30 protein-coding genes and 2 pseudogenes are annotated in these 25921 nt (G+C 64.6%); 12 read left to right on the forward strand and 20 right to left on the reverse strand.

What is annotated here, in order from left to right; translation table 11 throughout:
• The first annotated feature begins 181 nt into the window (after positions 1-181).
• Complete coding sequence (locus AC1RZR_RS14830) at positions 182-484, forward strand: hypothetical protein (RefSeq protein WP_481828748.1); 303 nt, start codon at positions 182-184, stop codon at positions 482-484.
• Positions 485-539: 55 nt separating this feature from the next.
• Here the strand turns inward: AC1RZR_RS14830 and AC1RZR_RS14835 are convergent, their stop codons facing one another.
• Positions 540-1235 carry an XRE family transcriptional regulator gene (locus AC1RZR_RS14835; RefSeq protein WP_481828749.1) on the reverse strand — a complete coding sequence of 232 codons (696 nt, stop codon included), beginning with the start codon at positions 1233-1235 and terminating at the stop codon, positions 540-542.
• A 612-nt stretch (positions 1236-1847) separates the two neighbouring features.
• Here AC1RZR_RS14835 and AC1RZR_RS14840 point away from each other — a divergent pair.
• Positions 1848-2549, forward strand: a complete 702-nt coding sequence (locus AC1RZR_RS14840) for a GcrA cell cycle regulator (RefSeq protein ID WP_481828750.1) — start codon at positions 1848-1850, stop codon at positions 2547-2549.
• A gap of 175 nt (positions 2550-2724) precedes the next feature.
• Here the strand turns inward: AC1RZR_RS14840 and AC1RZR_RS14845 are convergent, their stop codons facing one another.
• A complete protein-coding gene (locus AC1RZR_RS14845; RefSeq protein WP_477278647.1) occupies positions 2725-3033 on the reverse strand; it encodes a DUF982 domain-containing protein in 309 nt (102 codons plus the stop codon).
• A gap of 99 nt (positions 3034-3132) precedes the next feature.
• The gene (locus AC1RZR_RS14850; protein ID WP_481828751.1) at positions 3133-3435 is read right to left on the reverse strand and encodes a DUF982 domain-containing protein; all 303 of its coding nucleotides are present in this window, start codon (positions 3433-3435) and stop codon (positions 3133-3135) included.
• Between the two features lie 74 nt (positions 3436-3509).
• Here AC1RZR_RS14850 and AC1RZR_RS14855 point away from each other — a divergent pair, with 74 nt between their 5' ends.
• From AC1RZR_RS14855 to AC1RZR_RS14865, 3 genes are all read left to right on the forward strand, one after another.
• The gene (locus tag AC1RZR_RS14855) at positions 3510-4169 is read left to right on the forward strand and encodes a YdaU family protein (RefSeq protein WP_481828752.1); all 660 of its coding nucleotides are present in this window, start codon (positions 3510-3512) and stop codon (positions 4167-4169) included.
• A complete protein-coding gene (locus AC1RZR_RS14860; RefSeq protein WP_481828753.1) occupies positions 4090-4395 on the forward strand; it encodes a hypothetical protein in 306 nt (101 codons plus the stop codon). The genes AC1RZR_RS14855 and AC1RZR_RS14860 overlap by 80 nt, the downstream gene beginning before the upstream one ends.
• A gap of 80 nt (positions 4396-4475) precedes the next feature.
• Positions 4476-5078: a DUF6456 domain-containing protein gene (locus tag AC1RZR_RS14865; protein ID WP_481828754.1), complete on the forward strand. Its 603-nt coding sequence runs from the start codon at positions 4476-4478 to the stop codon at positions 5076-5078.
• Between the two features lie 80 nt (positions 5079-5158).
• On the opposite strand, the gene AC1RZR_RS14870 is transcribed toward AC1RZR_RS14865, so the two are convergent.
• Positions 5159-6052, reverse strand: coding sequence for a LysR family transcriptional regulator (locus tag AC1RZR_RS14870; protein WP_481828755.1), 894 nt, complete (start codon positions 6050-6052; stop codon positions 5159-5161).
• Between the two features lie 134 nt (positions 6053-6186).
• Between AC1RZR_RS14870 and AC1RZR_RS14875 the strand changes: the two genes are divergently transcribed.
• On the forward strand, positions 6187-6936 hold the full coding sequence (locus AC1RZR_RS14875; RefSeq protein WP_481828756.1) for an SDR family NAD(P)-dependent oxidoreductase: 750 nt from the start codon (positions 6187-6189) through the stop codon (positions 6934-6936).
• 72 nt (positions 6937-7008) lie between these two features.
• Here the strand turns inward: AC1RZR_RS14875 and AC1RZR_RS14880 are convergent, their stop codons facing one another.
• The 10 genes and pseudogenes from AC1RZR_RS14880 to AC1RZR_RS14925 all read right to left on the reverse strand — a co-directional run bounded on the left by AC1RZR_RS14880 (position 7009) and on the right by AC1RZR_RS14925 (position 17506).
• Complete coding sequence (locus AC1RZR_RS14880; RefSeq protein ID WP_481828757.1) at positions 7009-7656, reverse strand: hypothetical protein; 648 nt, start codon at positions 7654-7656, stop codon at positions 7009-7011.
• Between the two features lie 132 nt (positions 7657-7788).
• The gene (locus AC1RZR_RS14885) at positions 7789-9867 is read right to left on the reverse strand and encodes an acyltransferase family protein (protein WP_481828758.1); all 2079 of its coding nucleotides are present in this window, start codon (positions 9865-9867) and stop codon (positions 7789-7791) included.
• 139 nt (positions 9868-10006) lie between these two features.
• Complete coding sequence (locus tag AC1RZR_RS14890; protein ID WP_477278311.1) at positions 10007-11083, reverse strand: ABC transporter ATP-binding protein; 1077 nt, start codon at positions 11081-11083, stop codon at positions 10007-10009.
• Positions 11080-11880 (reverse strand): ABC transporter permease, encoded by an 801-nt coding sequence (locus tag AC1RZR_RS14895; RefSeq protein ID WP_481828759.1) that lies wholly within the window; start codon positions 11878-11880, stop codon positions 11080-11082. The genes AC1RZR_RS14890 and AC1RZR_RS14895 overlap by 4 nt, the downstream gene beginning before the upstream one ends.
• 1 nt (position 11881) lies before the next feature.
• Complete coding sequence (locus AC1RZR_RS14900) at positions 11882-12742, reverse strand: ABC transporter permease (RefSeq protein ID WP_477278315.1); 861 nt, start codon at positions 12740-12742, stop codon at positions 11882-11884.
• Positions 12743-12809: 67 nt separating this feature from the next.
• A complete protein-coding gene (locus AC1RZR_RS14905; protein ID WP_481828760.1) occupies positions 12810-13844 on the reverse strand; it encodes an ABC transporter substrate-binding protein in 1035 nt (344 codons plus the stop codon).
• A gap of 82 nt (positions 13845-13926) precedes the next feature.
• Entirely contained in the window at positions 13927-15405 is a 1479-nt protein-coding gene (locus tag AC1RZR_RS14910; RefSeq protein ID WP_477278319.1) for an aldehyde dehydrogenase, read from the reverse strand.
• A pseudogene (locus AC1RZR_RS14915) lies at positions 15402-15827 on the reverse strand (LLM class flavin-dependent oxidoreductase); the annotation flags it as partial. The pseudogene AC1RZR_RS14915 and the gene AC1RZR_RS14910, both read right to left, overlap by 4 nt.
• Positions 15825-16926 (reverse strand): annotated as a pseudogene (locus tag AC1RZR_RS14920) (alpha/beta fold hydrolase); the annotation flags it as partial. The pseudogenes AC1RZR_RS14915 and AC1RZR_RS14920, both read right to left, overlap by 3 nt.
• A complete protein-coding gene (locus AC1RZR_RS14925; RefSeq protein WP_481828761.1) occupies positions 16919-17506 on the reverse strand; it encodes an amino acid synthesis family protein in 588 nt (195 codons plus the stop codon). The gene AC1RZR_RS14925 and the pseudogene AC1RZR_RS14920, both read right to left, overlap by 8 nt.
• Positions 17507-17645: 139 nt before the next feature.
• On the opposite strand from AC1RZR_RS14925, the gene AC1RZR_RS14930 reads away from it, so the two are divergent.
• Complete coding sequence (locus tag AC1RZR_RS14930) at positions 17646-18317, forward strand: GntR family transcriptional regulator (RefSeq protein WP_477278327.1); 672 nt, start codon at positions 17646-17648, stop codon at positions 18315-18317.
• A gap of 30 nt (positions 18318-18347) precedes the next feature.
• Here the strand turns inward: AC1RZR_RS14930 and AC1RZR_RS14935 are convergent, their stop codons facing one another.
• On the reverse strand, positions 18348-19010 hold the full coding sequence (locus AC1RZR_RS14935) for a hypothetical protein (protein ID WP_481828762.1): 663 nt from the start codon (positions 19008-19010) through the stop codon (positions 18348-18350).
• Positions 19011-19321: 311 nt separating this feature from the next.
• Here AC1RZR_RS14935 and AC1RZR_RS14940 point away from each other — a divergent pair, with 311 nt between their 5' ends.
• Positions 19322-19582, forward strand: a complete 261-nt coding sequence (locus AC1RZR_RS14940; protein WP_481828763.1) for a hypothetical protein — start codon at positions 19322-19324, stop codon at positions 19580-19582.
• A 41-nt stretch (positions 19583-19623) separates the two neighbouring features.
• On the forward strand, positions 19624-20013 hold the full coding sequence (locus AC1RZR_RS14945; RefSeq protein ID WP_481828764.1) for a hypothetical protein: 390 nt from the start codon (positions 19624-19626) through the stop codon (positions 20011-20013).
• Between the two features lie 4 nt (positions 20014-20017).
• Here AC1RZR_RS14945 and AC1RZR_RS14950 read toward each other — a convergent pair whose 3' ends face one another.
• Positions 20018-20761, reverse strand: coding sequence for a Crp/Fnr family transcriptional regulator (locus AC1RZR_RS14950; RefSeq protein WP_481828765.1), 744 nt, complete (start codon positions 20759-20761; stop codon positions 20018-20020).
• A 476-nt stretch (positions 20762-21237) separates the two neighbouring features.
• Here AC1RZR_RS14950 and AC1RZR_RS14955 point away from each other — a divergent pair, with 476 nt between their 5' ends.
• Entirely contained in the window at positions 21238-21453 is a 216-nt protein-coding gene (locus tag AC1RZR_RS14955; RefSeq protein WP_481828766.1) for a hypothetical protein, read from the forward strand.
• A gap of 99 nt (positions 21454-21552) precedes the next feature.
• Here the strand turns inward: AC1RZR_RS14955 and AC1RZR_RS14960 are convergent, their stop codons facing one another.
• Positions 21553-21804 (reverse strand): hypothetical protein, encoded by a 252-nt coding sequence (locus tag AC1RZR_RS14960; protein ID WP_481828767.1) that lies wholly within the window; start codon positions 21802-21804, stop codon positions 21553-21555.
• Between the two features lie 270 nt (positions 21805-22074).
• Between AC1RZR_RS14960 and AC1RZR_RS14965 the strand changes: the two genes are divergently transcribed.
• On the forward strand, positions 22075-22368 hold the full coding sequence (locus AC1RZR_RS14965) for a hypothetical protein (protein WP_481828768.1): 294 nt from the start codon (positions 22075-22077) through the stop codon (positions 22366-22368).
• Between the two features lie 45 nt (positions 22369-22413).
• Here AC1RZR_RS14965 and AC1RZR_RS14970 read toward each other — a convergent pair whose 3' ends face one another.
• Entirely contained in the window at positions 22414-22818 is a 405-nt protein-coding gene (locus AC1RZR_RS14970; protein WP_481828769.1) for a hypothetical protein, read from the reverse strand.
• A gap of 329 nt (positions 22819-23147) precedes the next feature.
• Between AC1RZR_RS14970 and AC1RZR_RS14975 the strand changes: the two genes are divergently transcribed.
• Positions 23148-23357: a hypothetical protein gene (locus tag AC1RZR_RS14975; protein WP_477278343.1), complete on the forward strand. Its 210-nt coding sequence runs from the start codon at positions 23148-23150 to the stop codon at positions 23355-23357.
• A 57-nt stretch (positions 23358-23414) separates the two neighbouring features.
• Here AC1RZR_RS14975 and katE read toward each other — a convergent pair whose 3' ends face one another.
• On the reverse strand, positions 23415-25523 hold the full coding sequence (katE, locus tag AC1RZR_RS14980) for a catalase (protein ID WP_481828770.1): 2109 nt from the start codon (positions 25521-25523) through the stop codon (positions 23415-23417).
• 152 nt (positions 25524-25675) lie between these two features.
• A complete protein-coding gene (locus tag AC1RZR_RS14985) occupies positions 25676-25891 on the reverse strand; it encodes a CsbD family protein (RefSeq protein WP_019859538.1) in 216 nt (71 codons plus the stop codon).
• Positions 25892-25921 lie beyond the last annotated feature (30 nt).

Raw genomic sequence — 25921 nt, forward strand, 5'->3', positions numbered from 1 at the left:
CTCCCGGATATGATGCGCCGGGGTGGTTCGCGCCCGACTCGCATTTATGAGTTGATATAAGCATAACTCAAATAAATGCAGAAGAGAAACTTTTTGGGAATCTTTGAAAAGCGCGACTCGACTCCGGGTTGAAAACGCAGGAATATACGAACAAATCAGGAACAAAAGGCGAGGAGGGGCGATGGCATTGCCAGGCAAGGAACCAGTGATCGCGCATGTCGCCTCGATATCGGTCGAGTGCGCCGATTGCGGCCGCAACAGGTGGTGGCGGCCCGATCAGCTGAAACGGTTCGGGGTGACCGGGAACACGCCGCTGGCCGCCCTTTCAGGCCGCATTGTCTGTTCGGCCTGCCGTGCCGAGGGGCTGCCGGGCGTGGCGGTTTCGATCCAGGCAGCGTTCATCGACGAGCGCCAGCGGGTGCGCAGCGAAGCCCAGATGCTGAGCGACCGCGACGTGCCGCTGGAGGGGTCGAGGCGGGCTTGAGAGGGGGGCGGCGCTGGTTTCCCTTCTCCCGCAAGGGGAGAAGGGACAGACGCCCTCAATACCCCAGCAGTTCCTTGAGCGGAATGACGCGCCAGACGTGTTTTATGGCGTAACGGTTGAAGGTCAGCGTTTTGGGCGGATTGTACTGCTCGACGACCAGCTCGGCGGCGGTGCGCTTGACCAACTTCTTGATGAAGGCCTTGCCGTTGCGCTCGTTTTCTTCCGGAAAGGTCTCGATCACCACATGGTCGCCGGGCACGGCGTCGCGGCCGCCGCAATAGAGCATCTCGCCCGGCTCGTAGCGCGGCACCATGGAATCGGACAGCACGTGCAGCGCAAACACTTTGCGCAGATGGGCGATGCCGGGCGGGCGCTGGACGTAGCCGGCGACCTCGCCGTTGAAGGTGAAATCGCCGTCGTCGCCGCCGACCGCCGCACCGAGCAGCTCGATGTCCATCGGCCCGGCGGGCAGGGGAGCGGCATCGGTGACGATCTCCGCATCGGCAATCGGGCCGGCATCGTCGAGGAAGACGACCTCGCCCTTGCCCAATGCCACCGGATCGACGCCCAGGAAGGCGGCGGTCTTCAGCAGGTTCTCGGTCTTGGGCAGGTTGCGGCCGGTTTCCCAGTTGCCGACGGCGGCGACATCGGTGTCGTTGTGCTCGGCAATGTGGCGCATGACCAGGCCGCGCTGCTTGCGCGCCTGGCGGATCGCTGCCCCGACCTTGATCGACAGTTGCGTTTTTGCCATGGCGCCATGTGAGCGATGAAAGCGGCTCTCGTCTATGAAAGAATGGCTTGCATAAGTTTTTGAGTTATGCTTATATATGACCATGCAAAACCTGTCCAGATTCGATGGCGCCGTGGCGCCGGCCTCGCATGAGGCACATCCAGCGGCTGTCACCGCCAGCCTTCCGTCCCGGCCGTCCTCCTCCCCGGCCGGGGCGAAGCCCGAGGCTCAAGACTCGACAGCCTCGGGTCCGGTCCGCCTGTCACCGGCGACCGGAACGGCCGGAGCCGCCGCTCCCAGCGGCTCCGGCCCCCAATTCGGCCGGCAAGGCGCTGGCGCGGATTCTGTCGGTTCCTCTGGCCGCTCCTGCGTCCGCACGCAGGACGGCACCGTCATCACGTTCGACCCGCTGACGGGCAGGGCGGTTTGCGCCCTCGACAATAAGACGGCAGAGGCGCGGCTTTCGCACCTTGTTGAACCGGCCGGGCAGCTAGCCAGATCCGGCTGAGGCGGAGCCGGCGCCAGCCGACCCTCGGACAAGACAACCCTGACCAGGCCCGCCCAACCGGGCCGACCCCTGACGCTTGCCTGACGGCTCGAGGCCGAAGGCGGAACCTTGGATGGAGCCTGGAGATGGCAAGCTATACCGACGCGGAACTGCAAGAGATCGCCCGCTGGCTGAAGGATGGGCTTTCCGCCTCGAAGATCGCGGCGGCATTCACTGCGTTGCGCGGCGCGCGCGTATCACGCAACGCCATCATCGGCATCGTACACCGCAACGCCATGCTGGGCGCGATCGGCCTTGCCAATGGCAGGCCGGCAGCAGCCAAGCGGGCTGCGGGCAAACGCACGGTGAGCAAGCGGGCGAACGGAACGCCGGCCAAGGGCGGGACGACCGCCGAGGCGGTTGCCGGCAGGGTTGACGTTGCGTTTGCGGCCAATGGCGCTGGCGTGCGCAAACCGGTCACCCGACCGAGGCGCGAACCGCCTCCGGCCTGGCTGCCGCCGCGCCTGTTCGTGCGCGAAGTGGGCGTGTTGGTGGCCGACGGCGAAGCCTATCGCCTCAAGGTGCCGGTGCCGCAGCGCACCGTCGTTGGCCGCCAGCCGCATGGCGTGGCGATGCGATTCATCGACTGCCTGTTCGACCGCTGCCGCGCGCCATTGGACCTGACGCTGCAAGAGGATCCTGACAATTCCATTGCCGAAGAGGGGGATGCGCCAGGCGGCCGGCCGGGTGCCGACATGCTGTGCTGCGGCATGCGCACCAAGGCGTTGAAAAGCTATTGCACCTACCACCAGGCCCGCTTCCGCCGCCGCGTTTTTGAGACGACGTAGGGGTGAGCATCCCTTCTCCCCGTCACTATACGGGAGAAGGTGCCGGAAGGCGGATGAGGGGCGGCGCCAGCGCTGTTAGCCTGGCCGACACATCGAGTGGTTCAACCGCCAATTATCGCAGCGTCAGTGTGAGGATCTTGAGATGACGCTCAATCGAAATGAAAGCGCAGCAAGCCTATTTCGGCGCCTGGCGGCCTTGCTTGGGCATGCGGCTTTGCACGGTCCTGGGCTCGAGTATCATGGCTGGCCCGCCTTCGGCTTCCAGGATGTCGGCCACCCTGGCAAAGCCGGTGAACACTTTCATGGCGTCGGATTCGGAGATTTGCGCGGCAATGGCCGCACTGCAGGCGTTGAGCGCGCTGCGGTAGACATGGCCGCGCCGCTCGAGCGGCCAGCGCTGCAGGAAGTCGGCGGCCTCGCTGACGCAGTCGATCTCTTCGATTTGCCCGTCCATCCGCACCTTGAGCGGCACTCCGGTCTTCATCGTACCCACGGCGTTCACCTTCACTCTGCGCGGGTCAAGAAACCTCGCTATGAGCAACGCGCCATGCTGGCGGGCGGTTGCATCACATTTTCGCCCGGCTCACGAACCGGCAACGGCGTCCAGCCAGTCATAGGCGCGGCTTTTGGGTCTCGCCAGCAATATGTTCTGTTGCCTGGCCGCCCTGGTGAGGGCGTCGAAGGCGATGCGCTGGCTGCAGGTGCCATCCACGGCCAGGGCGACGAGCCGGGCCGCCGCGACATAGCCAGGTGCTGTCTTGTCGGGCCACTGCTTGCCGAGCGCCGTGGCGGCTTCGGCCACCGAGCCGACCAGCATGGTCGTGTTGTCGCAAAAGCGCAGGGTAATCGGCATGAAGGCGGTCATCGGCACGTCTCCCGTGTTCATCGACGCCGCATAACGTCGCGAATTCGCACTGGTTCCCTTAGCCCGGATGCGGATATGGCTGCGCAGGTGCTGCGATGAGCGAGCGGCCTTTCATGCAGCTCTACGTCTCCGATTTCGTCGGCGACACGCTGCAGTTCTCGACCGAGCAGATCGGCGCCTACATGCTGCTTTTGATGGCGATGTGGAACGCCGGCGGCAGCCTGCCCGACGACGATGCCAAGCTGGCGCGGGTGGCGCGCCTGTCGGCGAAGAAGTGGCGCGCGATCAGCGCCGATCTGTTGACCTTTTTCGAGCGCGAGGGCGGCGAGATCGGCCACAAGCGGCTGACCAGGGAGCTGCTCAAAGCCCAGGTCAAGAGCGAGGCGAGGGCCGCCGCCGGCGCACGTGGCGGGGCAGCCACCGCCTTGAAAACAAAGGCGCACGGGTCAGCAAATGCCGGCGCTTTGCCGCGGCATCTTCCAGAGTCCAGAAACCATAGGGAAAAGGCTGGCGCCTTTTCCCGGGAAAACGCGGGGCGTTTTTGCCCCGACAACGCGCAGCATTTTTCCAGCGAGAACGCGCAGCGTTCTTCGCAGCGCAGTCCGAAAACCGGCTGGCACCAGCCGAAAACCCATACCGACGCCGCCAACGCCATCATCGAGGAGATCCGCAACCATGACCGCAGCCGAATTGCAGCAGGCGACCAAGGCGCTGGCCGCGATGTTCTCATGCTTCCCGCAATCCGCGCTGACTGACGTCGACATGCAGATGCGCGGCTATCTCAGCGCCGTGCAGGATGCCGAGCTCGCCGACCTGCAGGCCGCCATCCAGCGCTTCATGCGCGGCGAGGTGAAGACCGGCAACGCCCAGTTCTGCCCCTCCAGCGCACAGCTCTGCGTCGAGCTGCGCGAACGCCGCGCCATCCGCGAACTGCTGGCGAGAAGGGCGGCGGGCACGCTGGGGCGGCCACTGAAAGGGTGACGATCTCTGATCGACAGGTCGGCGCGAAGGACCGCCAGCCCCGTCCAAATAACCCCACCGCCCAACCGAGGAGCCACGCCATGAGCAAGAAGACCAGACCCGCCAAGCCGCAGGGGCCAAAACTGCCGAAGGGCGAGGCCGAGCAGGTGCGCATCCGCCGCGAGATCGGCCATGATTTCGCGCTGAAGGACGACGAATTCGGCCGCACGCGGCTGGCCGCCGGGACGCTCGAGGCCAGCCGCGTCTACGAGGTGTCGAACGACGGCTACACCGCCACCGGCGGCATCGTGCGGGTGCGCACTGTCGACCCGCTCATCGGCATCACCTCGCTGTCGCGCCAGCAGCGCGAGGCCGGCCTGCGCTACCGCGAGGACTTCCGCTGCAGCCAGCAGGCCAGCGTCAAGCCGATGCGCTGGAGCGAGCGCGTCGACGGCGGCCGCCACGGCGGCGGCATCGCCGACAGCGTGGCGGCCGCCGGCCGCGCGCACGCCGCCGCCACCCGGGCGCTCTGCCATTGGGAAGTCGCCGCCGTGGTGCAGAATGTCTGTTGCGCCGGCGGCTCGATCAAGAGCCTGTCCGAGCAGACCGGCGAGGGCAGGGATGTGGTGACGAAGCTGTTGAAGGTGGGGCTGGATTTGTTGGCGGTGCACTATGGGATGATGGTGGGGCGGAGGGTGGGGTGAGCCTTGGCTGCCCTCCGATGGTGGCGCTGCCCCTCATCCGCCTGCCGGCACCTTCTCCCCGTAGAACGGGGAGAAGGGAGCTACCTTCCCAACCGCCCCATCTGCCTCGCCAGAAACTCCACGAACAGCCTTGCCCTTACCGGCAATTGCCGGCCAAAAGCATGCACGATGTGCACCGGGATGGTCGGCATCGGCACATCAGGCAGGACGCGCACGAGGCGGCCGGTGTCGAGGTCGTCTTGCACGGCGACTTGCATGAGGTGGGCGATGCCGGCGCCGGCCAGGGCGGCGTTGCGGATGGCGCCGCCGTCGTCGGTGTCGAGGCGGCCGTCGGGCACGATTTGCGTGCCGTCGGTGAAGGTGATGGGCCGCGGGCGGCCGGCGGAGACATAGCGGATGACATCATGGCGCTGCAGGTCAGCGATCGAGGCTGGAAGGCCTCGACGCTGGAGATAGGCGGGGGCGGCCACCAGCACGATCGGCAGGCTGGCGATGCGCCGCGCGGTGAGGCCGGCATCGGCCAGCGCGCCCATGCGCACCGCCACGTCATAATTCTCGCGGATCAGGTCGGCGTGGCGGTCGGTGACGCTGAGCTCCAGCTTCACCTCGGGCTGCTCGGCCAGGAACGCTTGCGCCCATGAGGCGATCAGGCCGCGGCCGAGTTCGACCGGGGCGGTGACGCGCAACAGGCCGCGCGCCGTGCCGGTGCTCTGCACGATATCCTGCGCATCGTCGAGCGCGCGCAGCAGCGGCGCCACGCGCTCGTAATAGGCGATGCCTTCGCTGGTCAGCCCCAGCCTGCGTGTCGAGCGCTGGATCAGTTTTGCGCCAAGTCGCCGCTCCAGCTTGGCGACGCTTTTCGACACCGCCGACGGGCTGGAGCCGATCAGCCGGCTGGCGGCCTGGAAGGAGCCGGCATCCACCGTGCGCACGAAGGCGACGAGGCCAGCGGTTTTTTCGAGGATGGTGGTCATGGCGGCATCATCGCCTATCGAGAGCGGGTTTATTCCGGAATTCTGGGCATGAAAGAACAGCCGGTGGTCTGCCTAATACGCTTTTTCGGTGCGCTTAAATACCGCTCATCGTCACGGTCACAAGGAGAGAATGGATGAGCAGTCTGAACGGCAAGGTCGCCATCGTCACCGGCGCCTCGAAGGGCATCGGTGCGGCAATTGCCAAGGGGCTGGCGGCGGCAGGCGCAGCTGTGGTGGTCAATTATGCCTCGTCGCGGGAAGGCGCCGAGCACGTCGTCGGAGCCATCGAGGCTGCCGGCGGCCGGGCGGTGGCGGTGAAGGGCGATGTCGCGCTGGCGGCGGATGTGCGCGGCCTGTTCGAAGCGGCGAAGGTTTCGTTCGGCGGCGTCGACATCCTCGTCAACAATGCCGGCGTGTTCCAGTTCGAACCGCTGGAGGCGGTGACCGAGGCCGAGTTCCACCGCGAATTCGACACCAATGTACTGGGCATCGTGCTGGCCATCCAGGAAGCCGTGAAGCATTTCGGGCCGGACGGCGGCAGCATCATCAACATCAGCTCGGTCGCCAGCTTCAACCCACAGCCCAACTCGCTGGTCTATGCCGCCACCAAGGCGGCGGTGGATTCGATCACGCTGTCGACGGCGCGCGAGCTTGGCAGCCGCCACATCCGCGTCAACGCGATCGCGCCGGGCGGCGTCGACACCGAAGGGCTGCAGCGCGTCGGCATCGTTGGCAGCGAGCACGAAAAGGCGCTGGTGGCGATCACCCCGCTCGGCCGCTTCGGCCAGCCCGAGGACGTTGCCAAGGTGGCGGTGTTCCTGGCCTCCGACGAGGCGGGCTGGGTGACCGGGGAGCGGATTGTGGCGTCGGGTGGGTGGCGGTAGGGGGCGGATATACCGCAAGCACGGGGCCGGCAGCGCTGGCCGCCAGCGGCAAGAAGAGTGCAGCGTGCGTTATCAACCCGCCAACGCCTTCAAATACTCTTGGCCAGAACAGTTCTTCATGTCGAAATAGGGCCCAGGGGAGGTGTTCTCGCCCTTGGGCACAGCTGCAATGCTGTTCAGTTCGCAGCGCTGGTCGATGTCGCCGAAGCGGCTATCGGCGCCGAATGCTTCCAGGTAGGTCTGCTTTTCCGTCTCGTCATATTGGTCGCCGTCGTGGATCATGAAGTGCACCATCACCTGACCAGCGACGATCGTCACTTCGAAATGATGCGTGGTGAAATAGACCCTGACGTCGCGGCCCTTCCACATGTCGCGCTTCAGAAATTCCGAAGGTCTGGTCGAGCCGGTGAAGCCATCCATTGAAACCGCAAGCTCCTGGCCGAAAGTATGGACTTCGTGTTCAAGCATGTCTGCATGCTCGAATTGAAACATATGCATCGCATGCGGCGCGTCCGGATAGAACTCCACCTCCAATGCCGGTTTGAGCCAGCGAGTCGTGTCGCCATAGATCCAGTAGAGCGGATAGGCTTCGACGTTCTTGGTCATCCAGTGCTGTGGGGGGCCGAGCAGGGCGGCGACCTGCTGCAGGTTAAGATCGGCGGAAAGCGGCCCCAGCGTGCCAGTCGAGAGGAAATGCTCGAAGGAAACGAGATGGCGCATGACCTGGCTCCAGAAGGACAGTCCTCAGCTAGCGGTGTAGCTGGCGAAGATCAATTGGGCGAGGATTACCTATCTCTGGATTCTGGAGCGCGAGGCACCGATCGCCGTTTTGCGCGGACCGCTTCGCCGCTCTCAAAACAACGCCCGCTCCAGCGGCCCCTCCAGCGTCTCGGCAAACGCAGTGGCGAGATGGTGGCGGTCGCGGAAAGCTAGCTTGCCGCCGATGAAGACGTGGCAGGCGGTCGCCCCGCAGAAGCGGTCGGTGAGGTCGACGTAGAGCGTGTCGGGCACGCTGGTCACGATGGCGCGCTCGGCGGCGGCGGCGCCGTCATTGGCGGCCTCGGCCCTTGGCGTGTCGCAGTGCGGCGACGGCGCCTCGCGCCACCACAGCGTGCGCGCCACGCAGGAGTCGGCGAAGCTGTCGCTGATCGGCGTGTCGCGGATCACCGCGGCCTCGACGCCGGCGCGGCTGAAAGCCTGCAGTGTCGAGCGCAGGCCGGCCTGCCAGCGCGCGGTCTCGGCGGTGCGGCTGGCGGCGGGCATGTCGCGCGTCAGATTGCCGATGGAGAATTCCGAGATCACCACCAGGCGCGGCTTGCGGGCGATGATGTCCGATATCGCCTGCTCGCGCCAGGCGTCGCATTCGGTGTAGTCGCGCTTCAGCACCGTGTTGAAGGTGGAGAGCCGTGAGGCGCGGCACGATGATTTGAGATAGGTGACCACTTTGGTGTCGTTGCGTTTCGCCGCCTCGATCAGCGGCGTCGACCAGTGGTCGGCATGCGAATCGCCGAACAGCACGATGGTGTGGGCGGCGTCGGCCGCGCCGAAGGTGCAGGGTTTTGGCGTCACCGTGTGGAAGTCGAGCAGGCAGCTCTTGTCGATGGCGCGTGCGATGGAGGGTTGTTCGGCCGCCTGCTCGATGCCGCGCTGCTCAGGGTCGATGTTGCGCTGTGCCAGATGGGCATTGGCATACGCCACCGCAACGCCGGCACCGGTCAATGCCAGCGCGGGCACCAGCGCAATTCCAGGAAAAGTGAGACGCGGTTTTCCGTCCGGAATTGCGCCAGGAAAAAGAGCCAGAGCGGTTCGACGTTTCCTTGAAACGATGAACTGCTCTGGGGCGCCCGCCGTCAGCCAGCCGGCGCGCCGGCCCGGGTTTTCGATCAGATGATAGGTGAGCACCGACAGCGCCAGCGCCACCGCGCCGCAGCCGAGGCGCTGCGGGCCGGTGAGATCCGGCACCAGCATCTGCGCATAGACGATGACCGGCCAGTGCCAGAGATAGAGCGAATAGGACAGCGCGCCGATCCATTGCAGCGGCGTCAGCGACAGAGCGGCGGCCGGGCCAAAGGATTGCCAGTTGGTGCTCCCGTTGATCCGCCTGCCAGCCTGCTCCTCGCCGGCGCCGCTCAACAGCACCAGCACCGTGCCGGCGACCGGCAGCAGCGCATAATAGCCGGGGAAGGGCAGGTCCTCGCTCAGCCACAGATAGGCCGCCGCGATCAGCGCCAGGCCGAGCCAGCCAAGTGCAGCCCGCAGTCCTGCGCGGTGCCCGGGGAAAGCCGCCGGGACCAGTGTCGCCAGGCCGCCGGCGGCGAACTCCCAGGCACGCAGCGGCGAAAAATAGAAGGCCCAGGCCGGTGCTGCGCTGGTCAGCCAGGCGCAGGCGGCGAAGGAGGCGACGCCCACCGCGCCGATCACAACCACGGCCGTGCGCCGGCCCGGCCGCAGCCAGGCGGCCAGCAGCAGCAGTGCCGGCCAGGCCAGGTAGAACTGCTCCTCCACCGACAGCGACCAGAAGTGGATGAAGGGATTGCTGGTGGCATCGGTGGCGAAATAGTCGAACGACCAGCGCAGCAGCCACAGATTGATGGCGTAGGCGGAGGCGAACATCGCACCGCCCGAATAGAGCGCCTGCTCCTGCGGCGAGAGGATGAAATAACCGGCCGCCAGCGTGGCCAGGATGACGAACAGTGCCGCCGGCAACAGGCGCCGGGCGCGCCTGGCATAGAAGCGCCAGAGGTCGAGCCCGCCGGTGTCGCCGATCTCCTGCATGAGGTGGGTGGTGATCAGCCAGCCGGAGATGACGAAGAAGATGTCGACGCCGGCAAAGCCGCCGGGCAGGCCGGAGAGGCCGAAATGAAAGGCGACGACGCCGCCGACGGCGAGTGCGCGCAATCCCTGTATGTCCGGCCGGAACGATGCTGCCACCTTGGCTCCTTCGTGCAAGCCCACCCTTTGGCCCAGCCCCATCGGCCCGGCCCCATTGGCAGGGTCGGCCGGGCAGGATGATATCGCAATGCAACAAATCTATCGCAGTGCAACATGGCAGGAAAAGGGAGGCGGCACGTCAGGCGGGAAACAGAAACGCTGCCGCCGGGTCGAAAAAGACCTGCCGGCTGCAGGACGACATATCCTGCGACGGCATGGCGGCGGAGGTCGGCCTGATGTCGACCCCCTCGCCGGCGGCGGTGCGCGCGACGATGCGCCGACGTTCGCCATAGAAGGCGACATCGACAATTTCGACGTTGAGTTCGGCGCTCGCCTGGCTCCGCTCCATGCCAAACGCCTCCGGCCGGATCATCAGCCTGGTCTTCTGGCCGTTGCCAAACGTGCCGTTGGCCCTGACGCCGGAGATGACAGAACCGTCGGCCAGCCGGATCGTCGCCGTGCCGTCGGTGGTATCGAGATGTTCGGCGGCGAGGAAATTCGAATTGCCGATGAAACCGGCGACGAAATCGGTCGCCGGCCTCAGATAAAGGTCCTCGCCGCTGCCGGTCTGCTCGATGCGGCCGTCCCGGAACAGGGCGATCCGGTCCGACAGATGCAGCGCTTCCTCCTGGTCGTGGGTGACGTAGAGGATGGTGACGCCGGTCTCGCGATGGATGCGGCGGATTTCGCCCTGGATTTCCTCGCGCAACTTCTTGTCGAGCGCCGACAGTGGTTCGTCCATCAAAAGGATCGGCGGATCGTAGGCCAGCGCCCTGGCCAGTGCGACGCGCTGCTGCTGGCCGCCCGACAGCGCGCCCGGCAAGCGCGCGGCGAAGCTTTCGAGCCGCACCAGCGCCAGCATGTCGGCGACCTTCTTCTTCACCTCTGCTTCCGGCCGGCGGCGAACCCGAAGCGGAAAGGCGACGTTCTCGGCCACCGTCAGATGCGGAAACAGCGTGTAGCGCTGGAAGACCATGCCGATGTTGCGCTTGTGCGAGGGCACGGCGAGCAGTGACTTTCCTTCCAGCTGCACATCGCCTGAACTCGGATCCTGGAAGCCGGCGATCGCGTAGAGCGTCGTCGATTTTCCCGAACCCGAAGGCCCGAGGAAGGTCAGGAACTCGCCTTTGGGGATCTCGAGGGTGACGTCGTGCACGGCGGTGATCGCCCCGAACGCCTTGCGCAGATTGCGGATGGAGAGGAAGGGCTGGGTCATGTGCGGAACTTTCGCTGCAGCAGCGCCGTCACCACCATCAGGGCAAGCGTCAGCCCGACCAGCAGGCTGGAGGCGGCGGCGATCACCGGGCTCAAATCCGAGCGCAGACTGCCCCAGATCTTGACGGGCAGGGTTTGCAGGCTGGGGCTGGCCATGAAGATCGCCACCACGACCTCGTCCCACGAGGCGAGGAAGGAAAAGATCGCGGCGGAGAAGATGCCGATCCGGATCGACGGCAAGGTGATCCTGAGCCTGGCTTCGAGCGGGCTTGCGCCGCAAACGATCGCCGCGTCCTCGATCGACTTGTCGAAGCCTTCGAGTGCGGTGGCGATCGGGATGATGGCGAAGGGCAGTGCCAAAACGGTGTGGGCGATGACGAAGCCGATGCTGGTGCCGCCGAGGCCAAGGCGAAGGAAGAAGGCATAGATGGCGATGGCGAAGACGACGACGGGCAGCACCATCGGCGTCAGCAGCAGGCCGCGCAGGATCTCGCGCCCGGCAAACTGCCCGCGAACCAGGGCAAAGCAGGCGAGCAGGCCGATCGCGACCGCCAGCATCGCCGTCATGGTGGCGATCTTGGCGCTGGTCAGCGCCGCATCGAGCCAGGCCGGATCGGCAAAAAGCTCCTGGTACCATTTGAGCGTCCAGCCGGGCGGCGGGAAGGCCAGCCAGCGCGACGAGCCGAAGGAGAGGAGGACGATGAAGACGACCGGCAACAGGAGGAAGCCGGCGACCAGCGCGGTGAAGCCGAGCAGGGCGATTTTCAGCCATCCCATGCGGTCATAGTCGAGCAGCATCTCAGATGCCTCCGCTCATGCGCCTGGCGCCGACGAGGCGCAGCTGCAGTGCGTAGAGCGCCATGGTGACGACAAGCAGGATGAAGGCCGCGGCGCTGCCGAGCCCCCAGTTGAGCAGCGACTGGATCATCTGCGCGATCATTTCGGCGAGCATCATGTTCGACGTGCCGCCGAGCAGTGCCGGCGTGACGAAGTAGCCGAGCGACATGACGAAGACCATCAGGCCGCCGGCCGCCACGCCGGGCAGCGACAGCGGCAAAAGGATGCGGCGGAATGCCTGGAAAGGGCTGGCGCCGCACAGTGCCGCCGCGCGCAGCGTCATCGGATCGATCGCCCGCAGCGTGCCGACCAGCGGCAGGATCATGAAGGGCAGCATGATGTAGACCATGCCGATGGTGACGCCGGTGAGATTGTTGATGAGCGGCAGCGGCTGGTCGATGATCCCGGCGGCCATCAGCGTCCGGTTGATGACGCCGGTGCGCTGCAGCAGCACCATCCAGGCATAGGTGCGGGTCAAGAGATTGGTCCACATCGACAGGATGATGACGCCGAAGACGATCGAGGCCAGCGCCGAGGGCATGATCGCCAGCATCCAGGCAACCGGAAAGGCGACGAGGACCGTGACAATCGTGACCACCGACGCGACCAGGAAGGTGTTGAAGAACACCCGCGCATAAGTGCCGTCGCCAAGCAGGGCCGCGTAGTTCTGCAAGCCGGGCTCGGGCTCCGTGACGCTGCGCAAAAGCAGGGCCAGGACCGGGACGACGAAGAACAGCACGATCAGAACCAGGGCCGGCAGCAGGCCATTGAAGCCTGCCGGCAGCCGCACCGTTCCAAAATTCCGACGTGTTTCGACCGACATGGCAGCGATCCGGGCTACGGGACGAGACGGCGCGCGCCGTCTCGTTCCTTGCAGTTCAAGGGCGGGCTTACTTCGCCTGCCAGGCATACCAGCGCGCCGCGATGGTGTCGCGATTGGCGGCCCAGTAGTTCATGTCGAGATTGATCTGCCCGTCGACATGGGCGTCCGGCAGCGATTTGACGGCATCGGCCGGCATCTCGGCCTTGGCCTTGGTGTTAACAGGCGCATAGCCACTGGCCTCGGCGAATTTCGCCTGGCCGGCGGGGCTGCTCGCCGCGGCGAGGAACTTCATCGCCGTGGCCTTGTTCTTGGCACCCTTCGGCACCACCAGGACGTCGGCGGCGGTCAGGTTCTGGTTCCAGGAGACGCCGACATCGGCGCCATCCTTCTCCAGCGCGAAGACGCGGCCGTTCCACAACTGGCCGAACGTCGCTTCGCCGGACGCGATCAATTGCTGCGACTCCGCGCCGCCGCCCCACCAGACGATGTCCGACTTGATGGTGTCGAGCTTCTTGAAGGCGCGATCGAGATCGAGCGGATAGAGCTTGTCGGCCGGAACGCCATCGGCCAGCAAGGCGATCTCGATGACACCGGGCGCCGACCATTTGTAGAAGGTCCGCTTGCCCGGGAATTTCTTCAGGTCGAACATGTCGGCCCAGCCGGCCGGTTCGCCCGAAACGGCGCCCTTGTTCCAGGCGAGCACGAAGGAATAGTAGAAACTGCCGACGGCATGATCGGTGGTGAAGCGCGGATCGAGGTCGGCCTTCGGCACAGCAGTGAAGTCGATCGGCTCGAGCAAGCCGTCCTTGGCCGCCTTGATGGCGAAATCCATCTCGACGTCGACGACATCCCAGTTGACGCTGCCGCTGTCGACCATCGCCTTCAGCTTGCCGTAGTCGGTCGGGCCGTCCTGCATGACCTTGATGCCTGAGGCGGCCGTGAACGGCTCGGCCCAGGACTTGGTCTGCGCTTCCTGGGTCGTCCCGCCCCAGCTGGTGAACACCATGTCCTCGGCCTTTGCGGCCGTCGTTGCCAGAAGGGTTGTTGCGAGCAGTGTGGTTGCAAGAAGGCGGGCAAGGGCGCCGGTGATGATCAGTTTCATGTCGTTCTCCTCTGTTTGTTTTCGTTGTTGGCTGTTCGCAATCGGCGTTTTCGCCTTGATCGCGAATCCCCGTCCGCGGCGGCTACCGCATGACAAAAGGATCGGGAATCGGGTCGTCCGAGATGCGTATCCACACCGACTTCGAACGCGTGTAGTCGCGGATCGCATCGAGGCCGCCTTCGCGGCCGAGGCCCGACTGGCCATAGCCGCCGAACGGAACCAGCGGCGAGACGGCGCGATAGGTGTTGATCCAGACTACGCCGGCATGGATGCCGCGCGCCATGCGATGGGCTTTCGCGAGATTGGTGGTGAACACGCCGGACGCCAGGCCGAACGGCGTGTCGTTGGCCAGCGCCAGGGCTTCGGCTTCCGCGTCGAAGGCGATCACGGAGAGCACGGGACCGAACAGCTCCTCGCGCACGCACGGCAAGCCGGTGTTGTCATTGGCATCGATGATCGTCGGCGCGTAGTAGAGGCCGCCGGCGTGACCGGCGGGCCTTTCGCCGCCGGTGACCAGCCGTCCCCCTGCGGCAAGGCTTGCCGCGACGATCTTCTCGATCCATTCGCGCTGCCGCGACGTGGCCAGCGGCCCCATTTCGGTTGCCGGATCCTGCGGATCGCCGATCCGGATCGCCTCGGCCTTGTGCTTGAGCCGGGCGAGGAATTCGTCCTTCACCGAACGCTCGACCAGCAGGCGCGAGCCGGCGACGCAGCTCTGGCCGGTGGCGGCGAAGATGCCGGCGACGACCGCGTTGGCGGCGCTGTCGAGATCGGCATCGGCAAACACCACGACCGGGCTCTTGCCGCCAAGTTCGAGCGTCGTGTAGGCAAGGTTTTCCGCGGTGTTCCTGACGATCTGCCGGGCGGTTGCCGGACCACCGGTGAAGGCGACACGGGCGACGAGCGGATGGCTGGTCAGGCGGTGACCGCAATCATGGCCGAAGCCGGTCACGATGTTCACGCTGCCGGCGGGAAAGCCCGCCTCATGGACGAGCTCGGCGAAAGCCAGCAGCGGGGCAGGGCCGTCCTCGGACGCCTTGAGGACGACGGTGCAGCCGGCCGCCAGCGCCGGCCCGAGCTTGACGGCGGACAGGAAGAGTTGCGAATTCCACGGCACGACCGCGGCGACGACGCCGATCGGCTCGGGCCGGATCGTCACTTCCATGTCCGCCTTGTCGATGGGGACAAACGAGCCTTCGTGCTTGTCGGCCAGCCCGCCATAGTAGCGGTAGTAGTCGCCGACATAGGCGATCTGGGCGCGGGTCTCGCGGATGATCTTGCCGGTATCGCGCGTCTCGAGTCCGGCCAGCCGATCGGCATTGGCGACCACCAGGTCGCCGAGCCGCACCAGAAGCTTGCCACGCGCCGTCGCCGTCATCGCCGCCCACGGGCCGGAGCGCAGCGCCCGGTGAGCGGCTTCGACGGCGCGGTCAACGTCATCGGACGATGCGGCGGGCATCGTGGCCCATGCCGTGCCGGTCGACGGGTCGATGCTGTCGAAGGTCGCCGCCGCATCGACGAAGCTGCCGTCTATGTAGTTCCTGAATTCGGCGGTGCTCATTGCGATCCCGCTTTCGGCTCGCAGAAGGCCGGCATCACCCTGTCGATGAAGAGCTGCAGCGACTTCTTCTTGCGCTCATGGGAAAGGCCGCTGTCGATCCAGATCGAATACTGGTCGTAGCCGAGCGCCTCGTAGGCCTTCAGCCTGGCGATCACCTCGTCGGCTTCGCCGATGACGAGGTTCTGCCTGATCTTGTCCGGCGCATATTGCGGCATGGCCGCGATCTCGGCATCGGTCAGCGTTTCCAATATGCCCTGGCGCACCGGCTTCTTGTTCTGGAACCAGGCGCCGAACTGGCAGTAGAATTGCGACAGATCCTGCGCGAGGCGGTCGGCGTCGGCCGCGTCCTCGGCGACGAATGTATGCATCAGGAGCATGATTTCGGGCCGCGCTGTGTCGGGGTGGGCACCACAAGCTCCGTTGATGGCGAAGCCTTTCGATGTCGAGAAGGCGCTGTGTCCCAGCGCCTTCTCGAACTTGTCGGCGGCCTTGGAGGCAAAGATGCCGGAGTGGGCCTTCTGGCTTGGCGATGCAAACAAGCACCAGCGGCGGTTCGAGCGAGACCGAGGTGAAGGAGTTGGCGGTGAAGCCGCGCGGGTCGCCTTCGGCGCCGATCGTGGTCACGATGGTGACGCCGGTCAGGAAGGAGCCGAGCGCGCGCCGGAATTCGCCGCTGTCGAACGTGGCATCGGCCTGCGGCTTCGCGGCTTCCCCGGCGTCGAGAAAGGCGCTGATGTGTTGAGTCACTTTCTCGGGAGAAGCTATTGCCATCATGTGCCTTTCTCCGCTGAGCACCAGGCATTGACCACGCGGCGCAAGCCGCGCCATCGCGGCTGACATGGCCGGGGTCGAATTGCTGTCCTGCGACCCGGTCATGAACAAGGCTGGCGCCGCCAGCCCCGCCAGGGCGTCGGCGTGGGCGGCATCGGCATGGGCAAAGAGGCGATAGGTGCGCGCGTAGCCTTGAGCGTCGACGCCTTCAAGGGCGGCGCGCGCCGTTGCGGCCGCGCCGGCAAGGCTGGCCGGCAGCGGGTCGCCGAACCAGCGGGCAAGCGTTGCCGCGACGGCCGCGGCATCGCCATGCGTGCCGAGCGCGGCGGCGCGTTCGCGCACCGCCTGCGCCAGGCCCGGGGGGCGGCGGAAGACAGCGTTGAGGCAGACGATGGAGTCGACGCGCGAAGGCGAGCGAAGGGCGATTTCCAGGGCGACCAGCGCGCCCATCGAATGACCTACGATCGATACCGAAGGGAGATCGAGATGGTCGAGCAGGCGCAGCGCCTGATCGGCGAAATCCGACAGGGCGGCATGTTCGGGTGGCAGCGGTGAAACGCCGTGGCCGAGCATGTCGATGGCGATCAGGTCGTGGCGGTCCTGCATCTGAGCGATCTGATCCTGCCAGATCGTCGCGTTCATGCCGACGCCGTGAATGAGCAGAACCGGCGCGCCGGAGCCGGCGCGGATGAAGCCGGTACCGTCCGGAGCCGTGTTGCGGACCCATGCGGGGGCGGCGATATCAGCCATGCAGATCTCCGACCTCCTTGAGGTCCTGGTAGCGGTCGCCGATGCGATGGTGCGGGCGGCCGCCGATCGAAGCGCCAAGCGCCACCACCAGCTCGTCGGGCGCGGGCGCGTCGCCGATCTGGAAATGCACGGTCAGATAGTGCGAGCGGCGGCCCTCGTCGTTCTTGTCCATCAGCGGGATCATGATCGGCGTGTTCGGCCCGCCGCGCAGGTTGGTGAAGGCGAGATAAGTCTTGGCGCCGACCGCGCGACGGTAGTGATTGCCGAAGTGCAGCGTATGGATCAGCGCGGATGCGTGCTCGATCTCGCCCGAAGTCCCGCAGATCGCAGCCTTGCCGTAGCCTTCTATCGCCTCGCCCGAACCGGCGATGGCGATGATTTCGCGGGTCAGCAGTTCGCCGAGGACGGGAGCAAAGGCGCGGATCTCGGGCGACAGGTCGTCGGTGAAACCGCGGCCGGCCCAGGGGTTGGTCAGCACGGCGGCCACGCCGATCAGGCGCAACGGTTTCGGCGCCGCCTTGCCGCCCTCGATAAGAGTGTTCTCGATGTAGGTGACGGTCTTCCGAATGGCCGGTTTCATGAAAGTCCTCGGTCGCGAGGGCGCTATGCGGCGCCGTCATCACTGTATCGTCTTATGGTATACCATGCTATGGAGCGCCAAAGACCTTGTCAATCGGCTTCGGAATCTGTTTTGTGACGGCGGGGAAGGCGGAGAAGACATGTCAGACGATACGCTGCGGATCGACCGCTCTGCCAAGACGTTGAGGACGCTGGCGCTGGAGCGCATGCGCGAGGCGATCATGGGTTTCCATTTCCAGCCCGGTGAAAGGCTGGTCGAGCGGCCGCTTTGCGATCAGCTCGGGGTGAGCCGTTCCGTCGTGCGCGAGGTCCTGCGGCAACTGGAGGCGGAAGGCCTGGTGCAGATGATACCGGGCCATGGCCCTGCCGTCGCCAGGCCGGATCTCGGCCGCACGGACGAAATCTACGAGTTGCGGGCTCTGCTGGAGGGCATCGCGGCGCGGACTTGCGCACTATCGGCGACCGACGCGCAGATCGCTTCGCTCGATGCCGCCTTGACGAACCTGCTTGACGCGTGGGCGTCAGGCGCGCCGGTCGAGGTGATGCGGGCGACGACCAAATTCTACGAAACGCTGTTCGAGGCGGCCGACAAGCGCATTGCCTGGGAAATCGTGACGGGTCTGAATGTCCGCATCAACCAGCTCCGCTCGATGACCATCGCGTCGCAGAACCGGCGCGAGCCGGCGATCGCCGAGATGACCGAAATCATGGATGCCATCCGGTCGCGCAAGCCAGACCAGGCGGAGGCCGCGGCCCGCCGGCACGTCGAATCCGCATGGCAGATCGCACGCGACACGCTCCGCCTCGGCTGAGCGCGAACGTTCTCGGCCGCCGCCGGTGGATCAGGCCTCGTGCGCGAGACTGACCACCAGCCGATCGACGCTGGGGTCATCGAGCCTGACGATATGGGCCATCTGCATCGCTCGCCTTTTGCTGATCCGGGTGACGTCCTGCCGCATGATGGCCGACACGCAGGCTGGTCCCGATCCGGTCAGGACGAAGGCGCTGCCGACCAGAACCGGCTCCGAGATCGGGGCCCACTGCACGGCAACGATCGTCGGCTCGCTGGTCTGGCGGCGGTTGACGCCGCTGAAATAGATCCAGTTCAGGCGCGAGATCACCACGCCGTAGTGGTCGCCGGGCACCCGTGCTCCGCCCTGGCCATCGCCCGGGGCCCACCGCGTCACCCGCCTGAAGGTGACCAGCTCGGCCTCACGCCGCACGAAGGTGACCGAGCGCATCAGAAGTTCGGGGCGGCCGGGGATCGAGAAATAGGTGAAATAGGTGCCACCGGCGATGGCGGGCGAAGGCGGGCGCACCATGGTTTCGTAAAGCGTCTGGCGCAGCGACGCGTGGACGTCAACCGCACCCAGTTCGAGCGCTACCTGCAAGGCCACGCCATTCCCAACAAGACCACCGCCAGGCTGATCTGCGCCTTCTTCAAGATCGACGAGAATGAGTTGTACCGTGAGCCCGCTGCCGCGGCGGCCAAGGACGACGGCCAAGCTCACGGCACACCGCGCTCACGGAGGCGTGGCGTTGGATCAGCCGCCTGAGGTTGGCGGCGAGGTTCTCGCGAATTGGCACATCGCCCCCGCGACGGACGTACGGACCGTTATTCAAGCGATAGCTTATGTTCGTGCAATCTCGCACATTGCATTGATTTCGCGAATGGGACCTTCGGACAATACCGCAGCCGGCGACACGAAGACTGTACGTTTTTGACAATCCGCCTATGCAAGCCATGCAAATAGGCGTAATCCATTGCCAAGAGCGACCTGGATCGGCCACTCGACATCCTGTGATGGAGGGCGGTTTGGATCATACCGGCCTGGTCGAGCTTCTGGACTATACGCAAGCGCAATTGAGCAAGATACGCCAGGCGGTCGCCGCGAGCGATCACGCCGGCGCCATGTTCACCATCGATTGCCTGGTCGGGGCGGCGGCCGAACAGACGAAATGCAAGCTCGCAAGCCTGGAGCATGCCGGTATGCCAATTGCCCGGGACAGTGACGTCACGCCGTCGGGCAAGCCGGCCACCGGGAGCCCGATGCCGCGCGCCAGGCGCGCGTCTTGAGTCTTTTTGCAAGGCTTCGCGCCGGCAGCAGGTCTGCCGTCTTGATCCCCTACAGATATGTCAAGTTGCGTTCGGGGCTCCCGGGCGGCTACGACGCGCATGAGAATGCCGATGACCTTGTCGCGGAAAGCCCCGGCTATCGCGTGGTCCGAGGCTGGCTGATGTCCCCAGGCGGCATTCTCGACAAGCATTTCATCGTCGAGAACATCCTGACGGGGCAACGCTTCGACGTTACGCCGCTCGATCTCCGCGTGCCATTCTTCGAGCATCCGGGCACAAAGGACGAGTTCGAAGGGCTATGGCACCAGATCAGCATGCCACCCTATTCGCCGCCGGTGCGGCTTGTCGTCCAAGACGACATCGACCGCGGCGCCGGCGCCGCTGCGTCGCAAGCAGTGCTTCAGGCCGGCGGACCGGACAACGACGCATGATGCGTCAGCCGGCGTCGACCGCGCCGATCAGCCTGGCATATTCGGCCTCCGCTTCGCCGTAACTGCCATTGGCGAGTTCTTCCAGCCCGGCGCGGTCGCGAATGACGATCTCACCGCGACGCGAGCGGATCAGCGCGCGGCCTTCCAGCAGCTGCAGGGCAACGGTGACGCCGGGCCGCCGCACACCAAGCATGATGGCCAGGAATTCGTGCGTGATGGCGAGGCGTTCGCCGGGCACCCGGTCGTCGCACATGAGCAGCCACCGCGCCAGCCGCTCCTCGAGCTTCAGCCGCGCGTTGACGAGCGCGGTGCAGCCGGTCTGGGTCTGCAGGGCGTTGACGAAGCGCAGCAGGAACATTCGCAAGGTCGCACTTGCCGCAAGCGCCGCGTTGAAAGGGCTGGCTGCGATGCGGATGGCCTCGCCTTCGAGCTGCACGAAACACGCATGCACCCCACGGTCGTCGCCCATCACCAGCGAAGATCCCGTCATGCCTTCGAAGCCGATGAAGCCCACTTCGGCCTCGTGGCCACTCGTCGTCCTGGCGACCACCGAGCCAATGCCCTGTTCGATGAAATAGATCGCCTCGATCGGCACATTGGGGGTGACCAGCATCATGCGCAACGGCAGATCGCAGCGCTGCATATGCGGCTTGAGCAGCGCAAGATCGTCCGCGCTCATGCGCCTCAACAGCTCATTTCGGAATTGGTGGCCTTTATCGGGATCAGGGTTTTTGTCGGGATTAGTCATGGCGCGGCCCAATGCAGGGCAAGAGCCATTCGATCTCCCAGCCGTCCGCGCCCGTATCAACGTGCCGACGATGGCCTGTATATGGGGGCTCGGAACGAAGAAACCTAGAAATACGGTCTGAAATTCGATGCACGGCGCCCCCCAACGTCGTTCGCATACGAAAAGATCGATCGGAACGTTAGTGTCGGAAACGTACCAAGCGCCTCTTGGTACAAAACCGACATATCCCGTTGGAGCGTCGGATCCCGGTGATGATCGACAATATCCGCCGACTAATGACAAACGCGCTTCGTCACATCTGGTCCGGCGGCTCGTTCGGACGCGTGGCGAATGACCCCTCGTAATCACCCCATCGGCGGTGTGGATTGTACGATTCTTACGGTCGGTGGCGTGGATATTGACTCTGCCCGCGGCCGATTTCATTTTTCGATTCACAGCGTCAGGCAAATGGGTCGCTGCTCCGCGAGGAGCTTCTCATGTCGAGCCTTAACAAGCGCCATCCCGGCTTCTATCCGTCCGATCTGCAACCGTGCCAGCGCGTCTTCGATCAGATCTGCTGCGAACGCAAACTTGACCGCATGTCTCTGGAGCCGAACGTGCAGCAACTCGCAGCCACGGTGTTCTGGCTGTTCGAGAATGGCTGCAGCAATGAAAGCGAATTGCTTGAGAGTTTCAGGCGGTTACGCCATTGACCAGGGTCAGGGCCAAATCCTCGGCATCCAAGACTGAGACGTTTCAACCCCTGCCGGCCCTATCAAGCCGCAGGGCGCCAGACAGCCGGAGGCGCTTTTTCATCCGCCTGTAACCTTTGCCTTGCCGGCAAGCTTGTCTTCTTCACCTCTCAGTAGACCGAAGTCGGCGGAACGCGTTCCACTGCTGGCATGCAGAAAGCCCTCCGCGGCCAGGCCGCGACGAAGCAGTTCACGCACCGCGGCCGCGCGGCTCGGCATCCGCTTGTCGAAGCGCCAAGTGTCGAGCGCGGCGAATTCTTCCTCGTTCAGCATGACCTGCAGTCGTTCGGGGCGCTCAAGATTGTCGGTCATTGTGGGCCTCCTTCTGCCGGCGTGCGGGCCGGTGAGCCGAATGAGTAAGTGACTTATGTGGCTCACAATCTGCCAATGGCCGATTTGGTTCCGAGACAGTCAAACGCTTTTGTTGCACCACGTACTCACAGTGCTTGGGTTGTGCCACCGGCTAAACATACTAACTAATTGATTTTGTTAATGAAAATTTACGAATTGTCTTGCTTTAACGAAGCCGTCGGCGCATGGTGAAAGTGAGGGAAAACCCAGTCCAAAGGACAGGAGTTTGCCATGAACAACTACCCGATCGAGCTGCGTGACGACCTGAACCACACGCTGGTCAAGACAATCTACGAGTTTGGAATCGTCAACATACCGGTTCTGGCGGCGCAGGTGGCCGATCGCCACAGCGGTCTGTCCGTGGCTGACGCGGAACGACTGGTTCTCGGTTTCGCCGAATTCTATTCGGCGCCCATCGAATTCGACCGGTCGGGGTGCGATTGGCGAATGAGGGAGCCCGTCGGCCGAGACAATGACGGCCTGCTTCTCGATATCGTCGAGAGCGAGTTTGGCCGCGCTGCCTGAGCCGCGCCTGGGATGACGGCAAGCGCCCTTGGCCAGAACGCGCTGCTATTCCGGATCTCTTCCCTGGAGCGGGCGTGGCGACGAATTAGCGGAATGCTCCGCTATATCAGCTTGAGGGAAGCGCGATGCTCCGCCGCCACCCGAACCAACTGTCTCGGCAGAGGATGGTTCCGTGATTGCTGACTGGTCGTCATCCGCCCACAAAGCGGCCTGCTGTAAAGATGATGACGGCAGATCAACCTCGCCGAGCCATTCGTCGTAGCTGGCGTTCATGGCCGCAGGCAGGTCCTCGGCCTTGTCCATGCCGCCCTGGAACAGTTCCATGACGCGGCGTCCAAGACGTTCCCTGGCCGGGTGACCCGCGGCAATGCCGGCCTGACGGCAGTAGTCATCGAGCACTTTGGAAAGAATCGAAAGCTGATCTGAATCCGCTGAGCCGTTGAAGGTCACTGCGCTTGTCCCATCCTCGGGGCGAAAGCGCGATCGGCTCTTTCAAGCGCCAGCGCCCATTGAGTGGCCAGCGACAAAGCGACTGTACGCTTCCGACAATCGCATAGCGAGTCCCCGGCGAACTGTCCGAAACCGTACCCAGCAACCCGTGCAATTGTTCGGCCGCCGGCAACTCGCTAGGTTAGCAACGCAGCTGACCTCAGGAGCCGCCTTGGCCGACGCGGGACCCGGGCCCCCGCTCAATCCAATTCCCCGCGTCGGCCAACGCTGCCTCGATCGCCGGGTTATGCAAACGGGGGACAGTTAATGCCGAGAGACAGACTCGCCTGATGCCAAGAGACAGATTCGAGTGCCTGCAGGAGACACCTGGCAGTTGGATGGTGTGGGACCATGCGGACGGCGCTCCGGCAAAACTCAGCGGCGTCGAGTTGCGCGGCCAGGACAAGCACCGGGCCGAGATCGCGCGCGACATCCTCAGGCGGATCTTTCCGACCGGTCGGGGTGCCGATGCCGCAGGGAGCGATCCTTCGGATGCGTGAGGCGCAGTCGGCACCGGCTCCTGCCTGATCCCTGCGCGTCACCGGTGCAGGCCGAATTCACCCCAACTTCACCTTCGGCTCACGTGCCCACCAGCGCAACTCGCCGAGCCTTGCGACAAAGCCAGCGACATCCTTGGCGGATGACAGTGGAATCACCGCCTCATCCTCGGTAATTCCGGCCTTGGACAACAGCGGAGCTGCCGCTTCGACGAAGCCGATGAACTTGCAATGCGCGAAGGCATCCGCGACAAAGTCGCGGGCGGTGGATTCCTTCAACAGCCCTGCCATCGCCGGCTTTGCCGGCAACAGCGCAATGGCGTCGTAGAGAACCGATGGCGCGCCTGATATCATCTGCTGAGCCTCGATCCAGCTGCCGTCGCTGGCCTTGGCTCCGCCGACCTTTGGCGCGATGATCTCGAAGCTGGCGCCGGCTTTGGTCAACGCCAGCTTGACGGCATTCAGCACGCCGGCATCCGTTCCATCGGTCACCAGGATTCCGAGCTTGCGACCCTCAAAACGGCCAGGGCCGTTCTTGAGGATGCTGAGCGCGTCCGACGCAGCGAGATCCCGGCGCGTCGCAACGGCCGCATCGGCGGGCTTGGGCATCGTTTTCAAGCCGAGCGCGTCCGCCACCTTGCCGGCCAGCCCATCGTCGATGTTCAGAAGATGGGAAACGATACGCTCGCGAATGACCGGGGTTTGCACCTTGCTCAGCTCAAAAGTCAGCGCCGAGGCGATGTGTCCTTGCTCCACGGGCTGCTGGCTGATGTAGAACTGGCGTGCCTGGCTGTAATGATCGGCAAAGGTTTCCGACCGCAACCGAGCCTTTGGTCCGTCTTCGACCTCGGCAAACGACCGGAACCCCTTGGCCGGTGATTCACGGGGGCCTTCGCCCCATGAATTCGGCTGATAGTTGGCACGCCCAACCGGGTTGCGCATCGCCATGTGTCCGTCCTGCTGGAAATTGTGGAAGGGGCATTTGGGTGCGTTGATCGGCAGGTGGGTGAAGTTGGTGCTGCCCAGCCGTTTGATCTGCGTGTCGAGGTAGGAGAAATTTCGGCCCTGCAGCAGCGGGTCGTTCGAAAAGTCGACGCCGGGCGGTACGTTCTGCGTCATGAACGCGACCTGCTCGGTCTCGGCAAAGAAATTGTCGGGCATGCGATCGAGCACCAGGCGACCGACCGCGATCGGCGGCAGCACTTCCTCGGGGATGAGTTTGGTGGGATCGAGGATGTCGAAGTCGAAGCTGTCCGCGAACGCCTGATCGAAAAGCTGCAGCTGCAGTTCCCATTCGGGGAAGTTGCCCGCGTGAATCGCGTCCCACAGGTCGCGGCGATGGAAGTCGGGATCGGCGCCGTTGATCTTGACCGCTTCGTTCCAGGCGACCGACTGGAGACCGAGCTTCGGCTTCCAGAGGAATTTGACGAAGGTCGATTCATCGTTGGCGTTGACCAGCCGGAACGTGTGAACGCCGAAGCCTTCCATGAAGCGCAGGGAACGCGGGATCGCCCTGTCGGACATCGCCCACATGATCATGTGCATGCTTTCCGGGGTGAGGGAGATGAAGTCCCAGAAATTGTCATGCGCGGTCTGCGCCTGCGGGAAGTCGCTGTTGGGCTCGGCCTTGGCGGCGTGGATCAGGTCGGGAAACTTGATCGCATCCTGGATGAAGAACACCGGCATGTTGTTGCCGACGATGTCCCAGTTGCCTTCCTGCGTATAGAGTTTGACGGCGAAGCCACGCACGTCACGGGCAAGATCGGCAGAGCCCTTGTTGCCGGCGACGGTGGAGAAGCGGACGAAAGCCGGCGTCTTTTCGCCGGCGCGCTGAAAGATGTCTGCACGCGTGTATTTCGCCAGCGATTCATAGGTTTCGAAATAGCCGTGAGCGCCATAGCCACGGGCATGGACGACACGCTCGGGAATCCGCTCGTGATCGAAATGGAAGATTTTTTCGCGGAAGTGAAAGTCTTCCAGCGTCGTCGGACCCCGGGCACCGATCTTGAGAGAATTCTGGTCGTCGGAAACCGCTCCGCCCTGGGCGGTTGTCAGCACCGGCGTCGAGCCGGATGCGACCTGGTGCAGTTCTCCTCCTGCGCCGCGCTGCAGTTTCTGATCGTGAATCGTCGCGGCCATACCAACCGATTTTGATGCTTGCTTCGCCATGCCGGTAACCCTTCGGAATTGAACGCGCGGGCTGCGCTGTTGGCTCAATCTCCCGGATGGCAATGCGTTCCTTGCGATTTCAGATCGTTGAACGGCGAAGGCCGCCCGTTCGCACGGGCGGCCTTCGGTTGCCTACAAAGGGCAAAGAACCCTCACAGGTTCTTGTTGATCGCGGCTGCCGTCTTGTTTGTCGCGTCCTTGACGGCGGACTTCGCGTCGCCAACGGCCTTCTGGACCTTTCCCTTGGCTTCCTGCGCGGCGCCTTCGGCCCGCAGACGGTCATTGCCGACGGCCTTGCCGACACCTTCCTTGGCTTTGCCTACGGCCTGATTGGCGAGACCCGAAGCCTTGTCGCTGGTGCTTCCCATGGAGTTTTCCCTTTCGCGGATTGTTGCCTG

It is taken from the genome of Mesorhizobium bavaricum (genome assembly GCF_056781655.1).

What these genes read in the sequence shown, in the direction of transcription:
- AC1RZR_RS14925 (WP_481828761.1), bottom strand. Translation starts at nt 17,506, where the DNA reads ATGAAACCGGCCATTCGGAAGACCGTCACCTACATCGAGAACACTCTT.
- AC1RZR_RS14900 (WP_477278315.1), bottom strand. Translation starts at nt 12,742, where the DNA reads ATGTCGGTCGAAACACGTCGGAATTTTGGAACGGTGCGGCTGCCGGCA.
- AC1RZR_RS14975 (WP_477278343.1), top strand. Translation starts at nt 23,148, where the DNA reads ATGCCAAGAGACAGATTCGAGTGCCTGCAGGAGACACCTGGCAGTTGG.
- AC1RZR_RS14870 (WP_481828755.1), bottom strand. Translation starts at nt 6,052, where the DNA reads ATGACCACCATCCTCGAAAAAACCGCTGGCCTCGTCGCCTTCGTGCGC.
- AC1RZR_RS14985 (WP_019859538.1), bottom strand. Translation starts at nt 25,891, where the DNA reads ATGGGAAGCACCAGCGACAAGGCTTCGGGTCTCGCCAATCAGGCCGTA.
- AC1RZR_RS14875 (WP_481828756.1), top strand. Translation starts at nt 6,187, where the DNA reads ATGAGCAGTCTGAACGGCAAGGTCGCCATCGTCACCGGCGCCTCGAAG.
- AC1RZR_RS14950 (WP_481828765.1), bottom strand. Translation starts at nt 20,761, where the DNA reads ATGACTAATCCCGACAAAAACCCTGATCCCGATAAAGGCCACCAATTC.
- AC1RZR_RS14930 (WP_477278327.1), top strand. Translation starts at nt 17,646, where the DNA reads ATGTCAGACGATACGCTGCGGATCGACCGCTCTGCCAAGACGTTGAGG.
- AC1RZR_RS14830 (WP_481828748.1), top strand. Translation starts at nt 182, where the DNA reads ATGGCATTGCCAGGCAAGGAACCAGTGATCGCGCATGTCGCCTCGATA.
- AC1RZR_RS14860 (WP_481828753.1), top strand. Translation starts at nt 4,090, where the DNA reads ATGACCGCAGCCGAATTGCAGCAGGCGACCAAGGCGCTGGCCGCGATG.
- AC1RZR_RS14895 (WP_481828759.1), bottom strand. Translation starts at nt 11,880, where the DNA reads ATGCTGCTCGACTATGACCGCATGGGATGGCTGAAAATCGCCCTGCTC.
- AC1RZR_RS14910 (WP_477278319.1), bottom strand. Translation starts at nt 15,405, where the DNA reads ATGAGCACCGCCGAATTCAGGAACTACATAGACGGCAGCTTCGTCGAT.
- AC1RZR_RS14955 (WP_481828766.1), top strand. Translation starts at nt 21,238, where the DNA reads ATGTCGAGCCTTAACAAGCGCCATCCCGGCTTCTATCCGTCCGATCTG.
- AC1RZR_RS14880 (WP_481828757.1), bottom strand. Translation starts at nt 7,656, where the DNA reads ATGCGCCATCTCGTTTCCTTCGAGCATTTCCTCTCGACTGGCACGCTG.
- AC1RZR_RS14965 (WP_481828768.1), top strand. Translation starts at nt 22,075, where the DNA reads ATGAACAACTACCCGATCGAGCTGCGTGACGACCTGAACCACACGCTG.
- AC1RZR_RS14840 (WP_481828750.1), top strand. Translation starts at nt 1,848, where the DNA reads ATGGCAAGCTATACCGACGCGGAACTGCAAGAGATCGCCCGCTGGCTG.
- AC1RZR_RS14905 (WP_481828760.1), bottom strand. Translation starts at nt 13,844, where the DNA reads ATGAAACTGATCATCACCGGCGCCCTTGCCCGCCTTCTTGCAACCACA.
- katE (WP_481828770.1), bottom strand. Translation starts at nt 25,523, where the DNA reads ATGGCGAAGCAAGCATCAAAATCGGTTGGTATGGCCGCGACGATTCAC.
- AC1RZR_RS14835 (WP_481828749.1), bottom strand. Translation starts at nt 1,235, where the DNA reads ATGGCAAAAACGCAACTGTCGATCAAGGTCGGGGCAGCGATCCGCCAG.
- AC1RZR_RS14845 (WP_477278647.1), bottom strand. Translation starts at nt 3,033, where the DNA reads ATGAAGACCGGAGTGCCGCTCAAGGTGCGGATGGACGGGCAAATCGAA.
- AC1RZR_RS14890 (WP_477278311.1), bottom strand. Translation starts at nt 11,083, where the DNA reads ATGACCCAGCCCTTCCTCTCCATCCGCAATCTGCGCAAGGCGTTCGGG.
- AC1RZR_RS14865 (WP_481828754.1), top strand. Translation starts at nt 4,476, where the DNA reads ATGAGCAAGAAGACCAGACCCGCCAAGCCGCAGGGGCCAAAACTGCCG.
- AC1RZR_RS14960 (WP_481828767.1), bottom strand. Translation starts at nt 21,804, where the DNA reads ATGACCGACAATCTTGAGCGCCCCGAACGACTGCAGGTCATGCTGAAC.
- AC1RZR_RS14855 (WP_481828752.1), top strand. Translation starts at nt 3,510, where the DNA reads ATGAGCGAGCGGCCTTTCATGCAGCTCTACGTCTCCGATTTCGTCGGC.
- AC1RZR_RS14850 (WP_481828751.1), bottom strand. Translation starts at nt 3,435, where the DNA reads ATGAACACGGGAGACGTGCCGATGACCGCCTTCATGCCGATTACCCTG.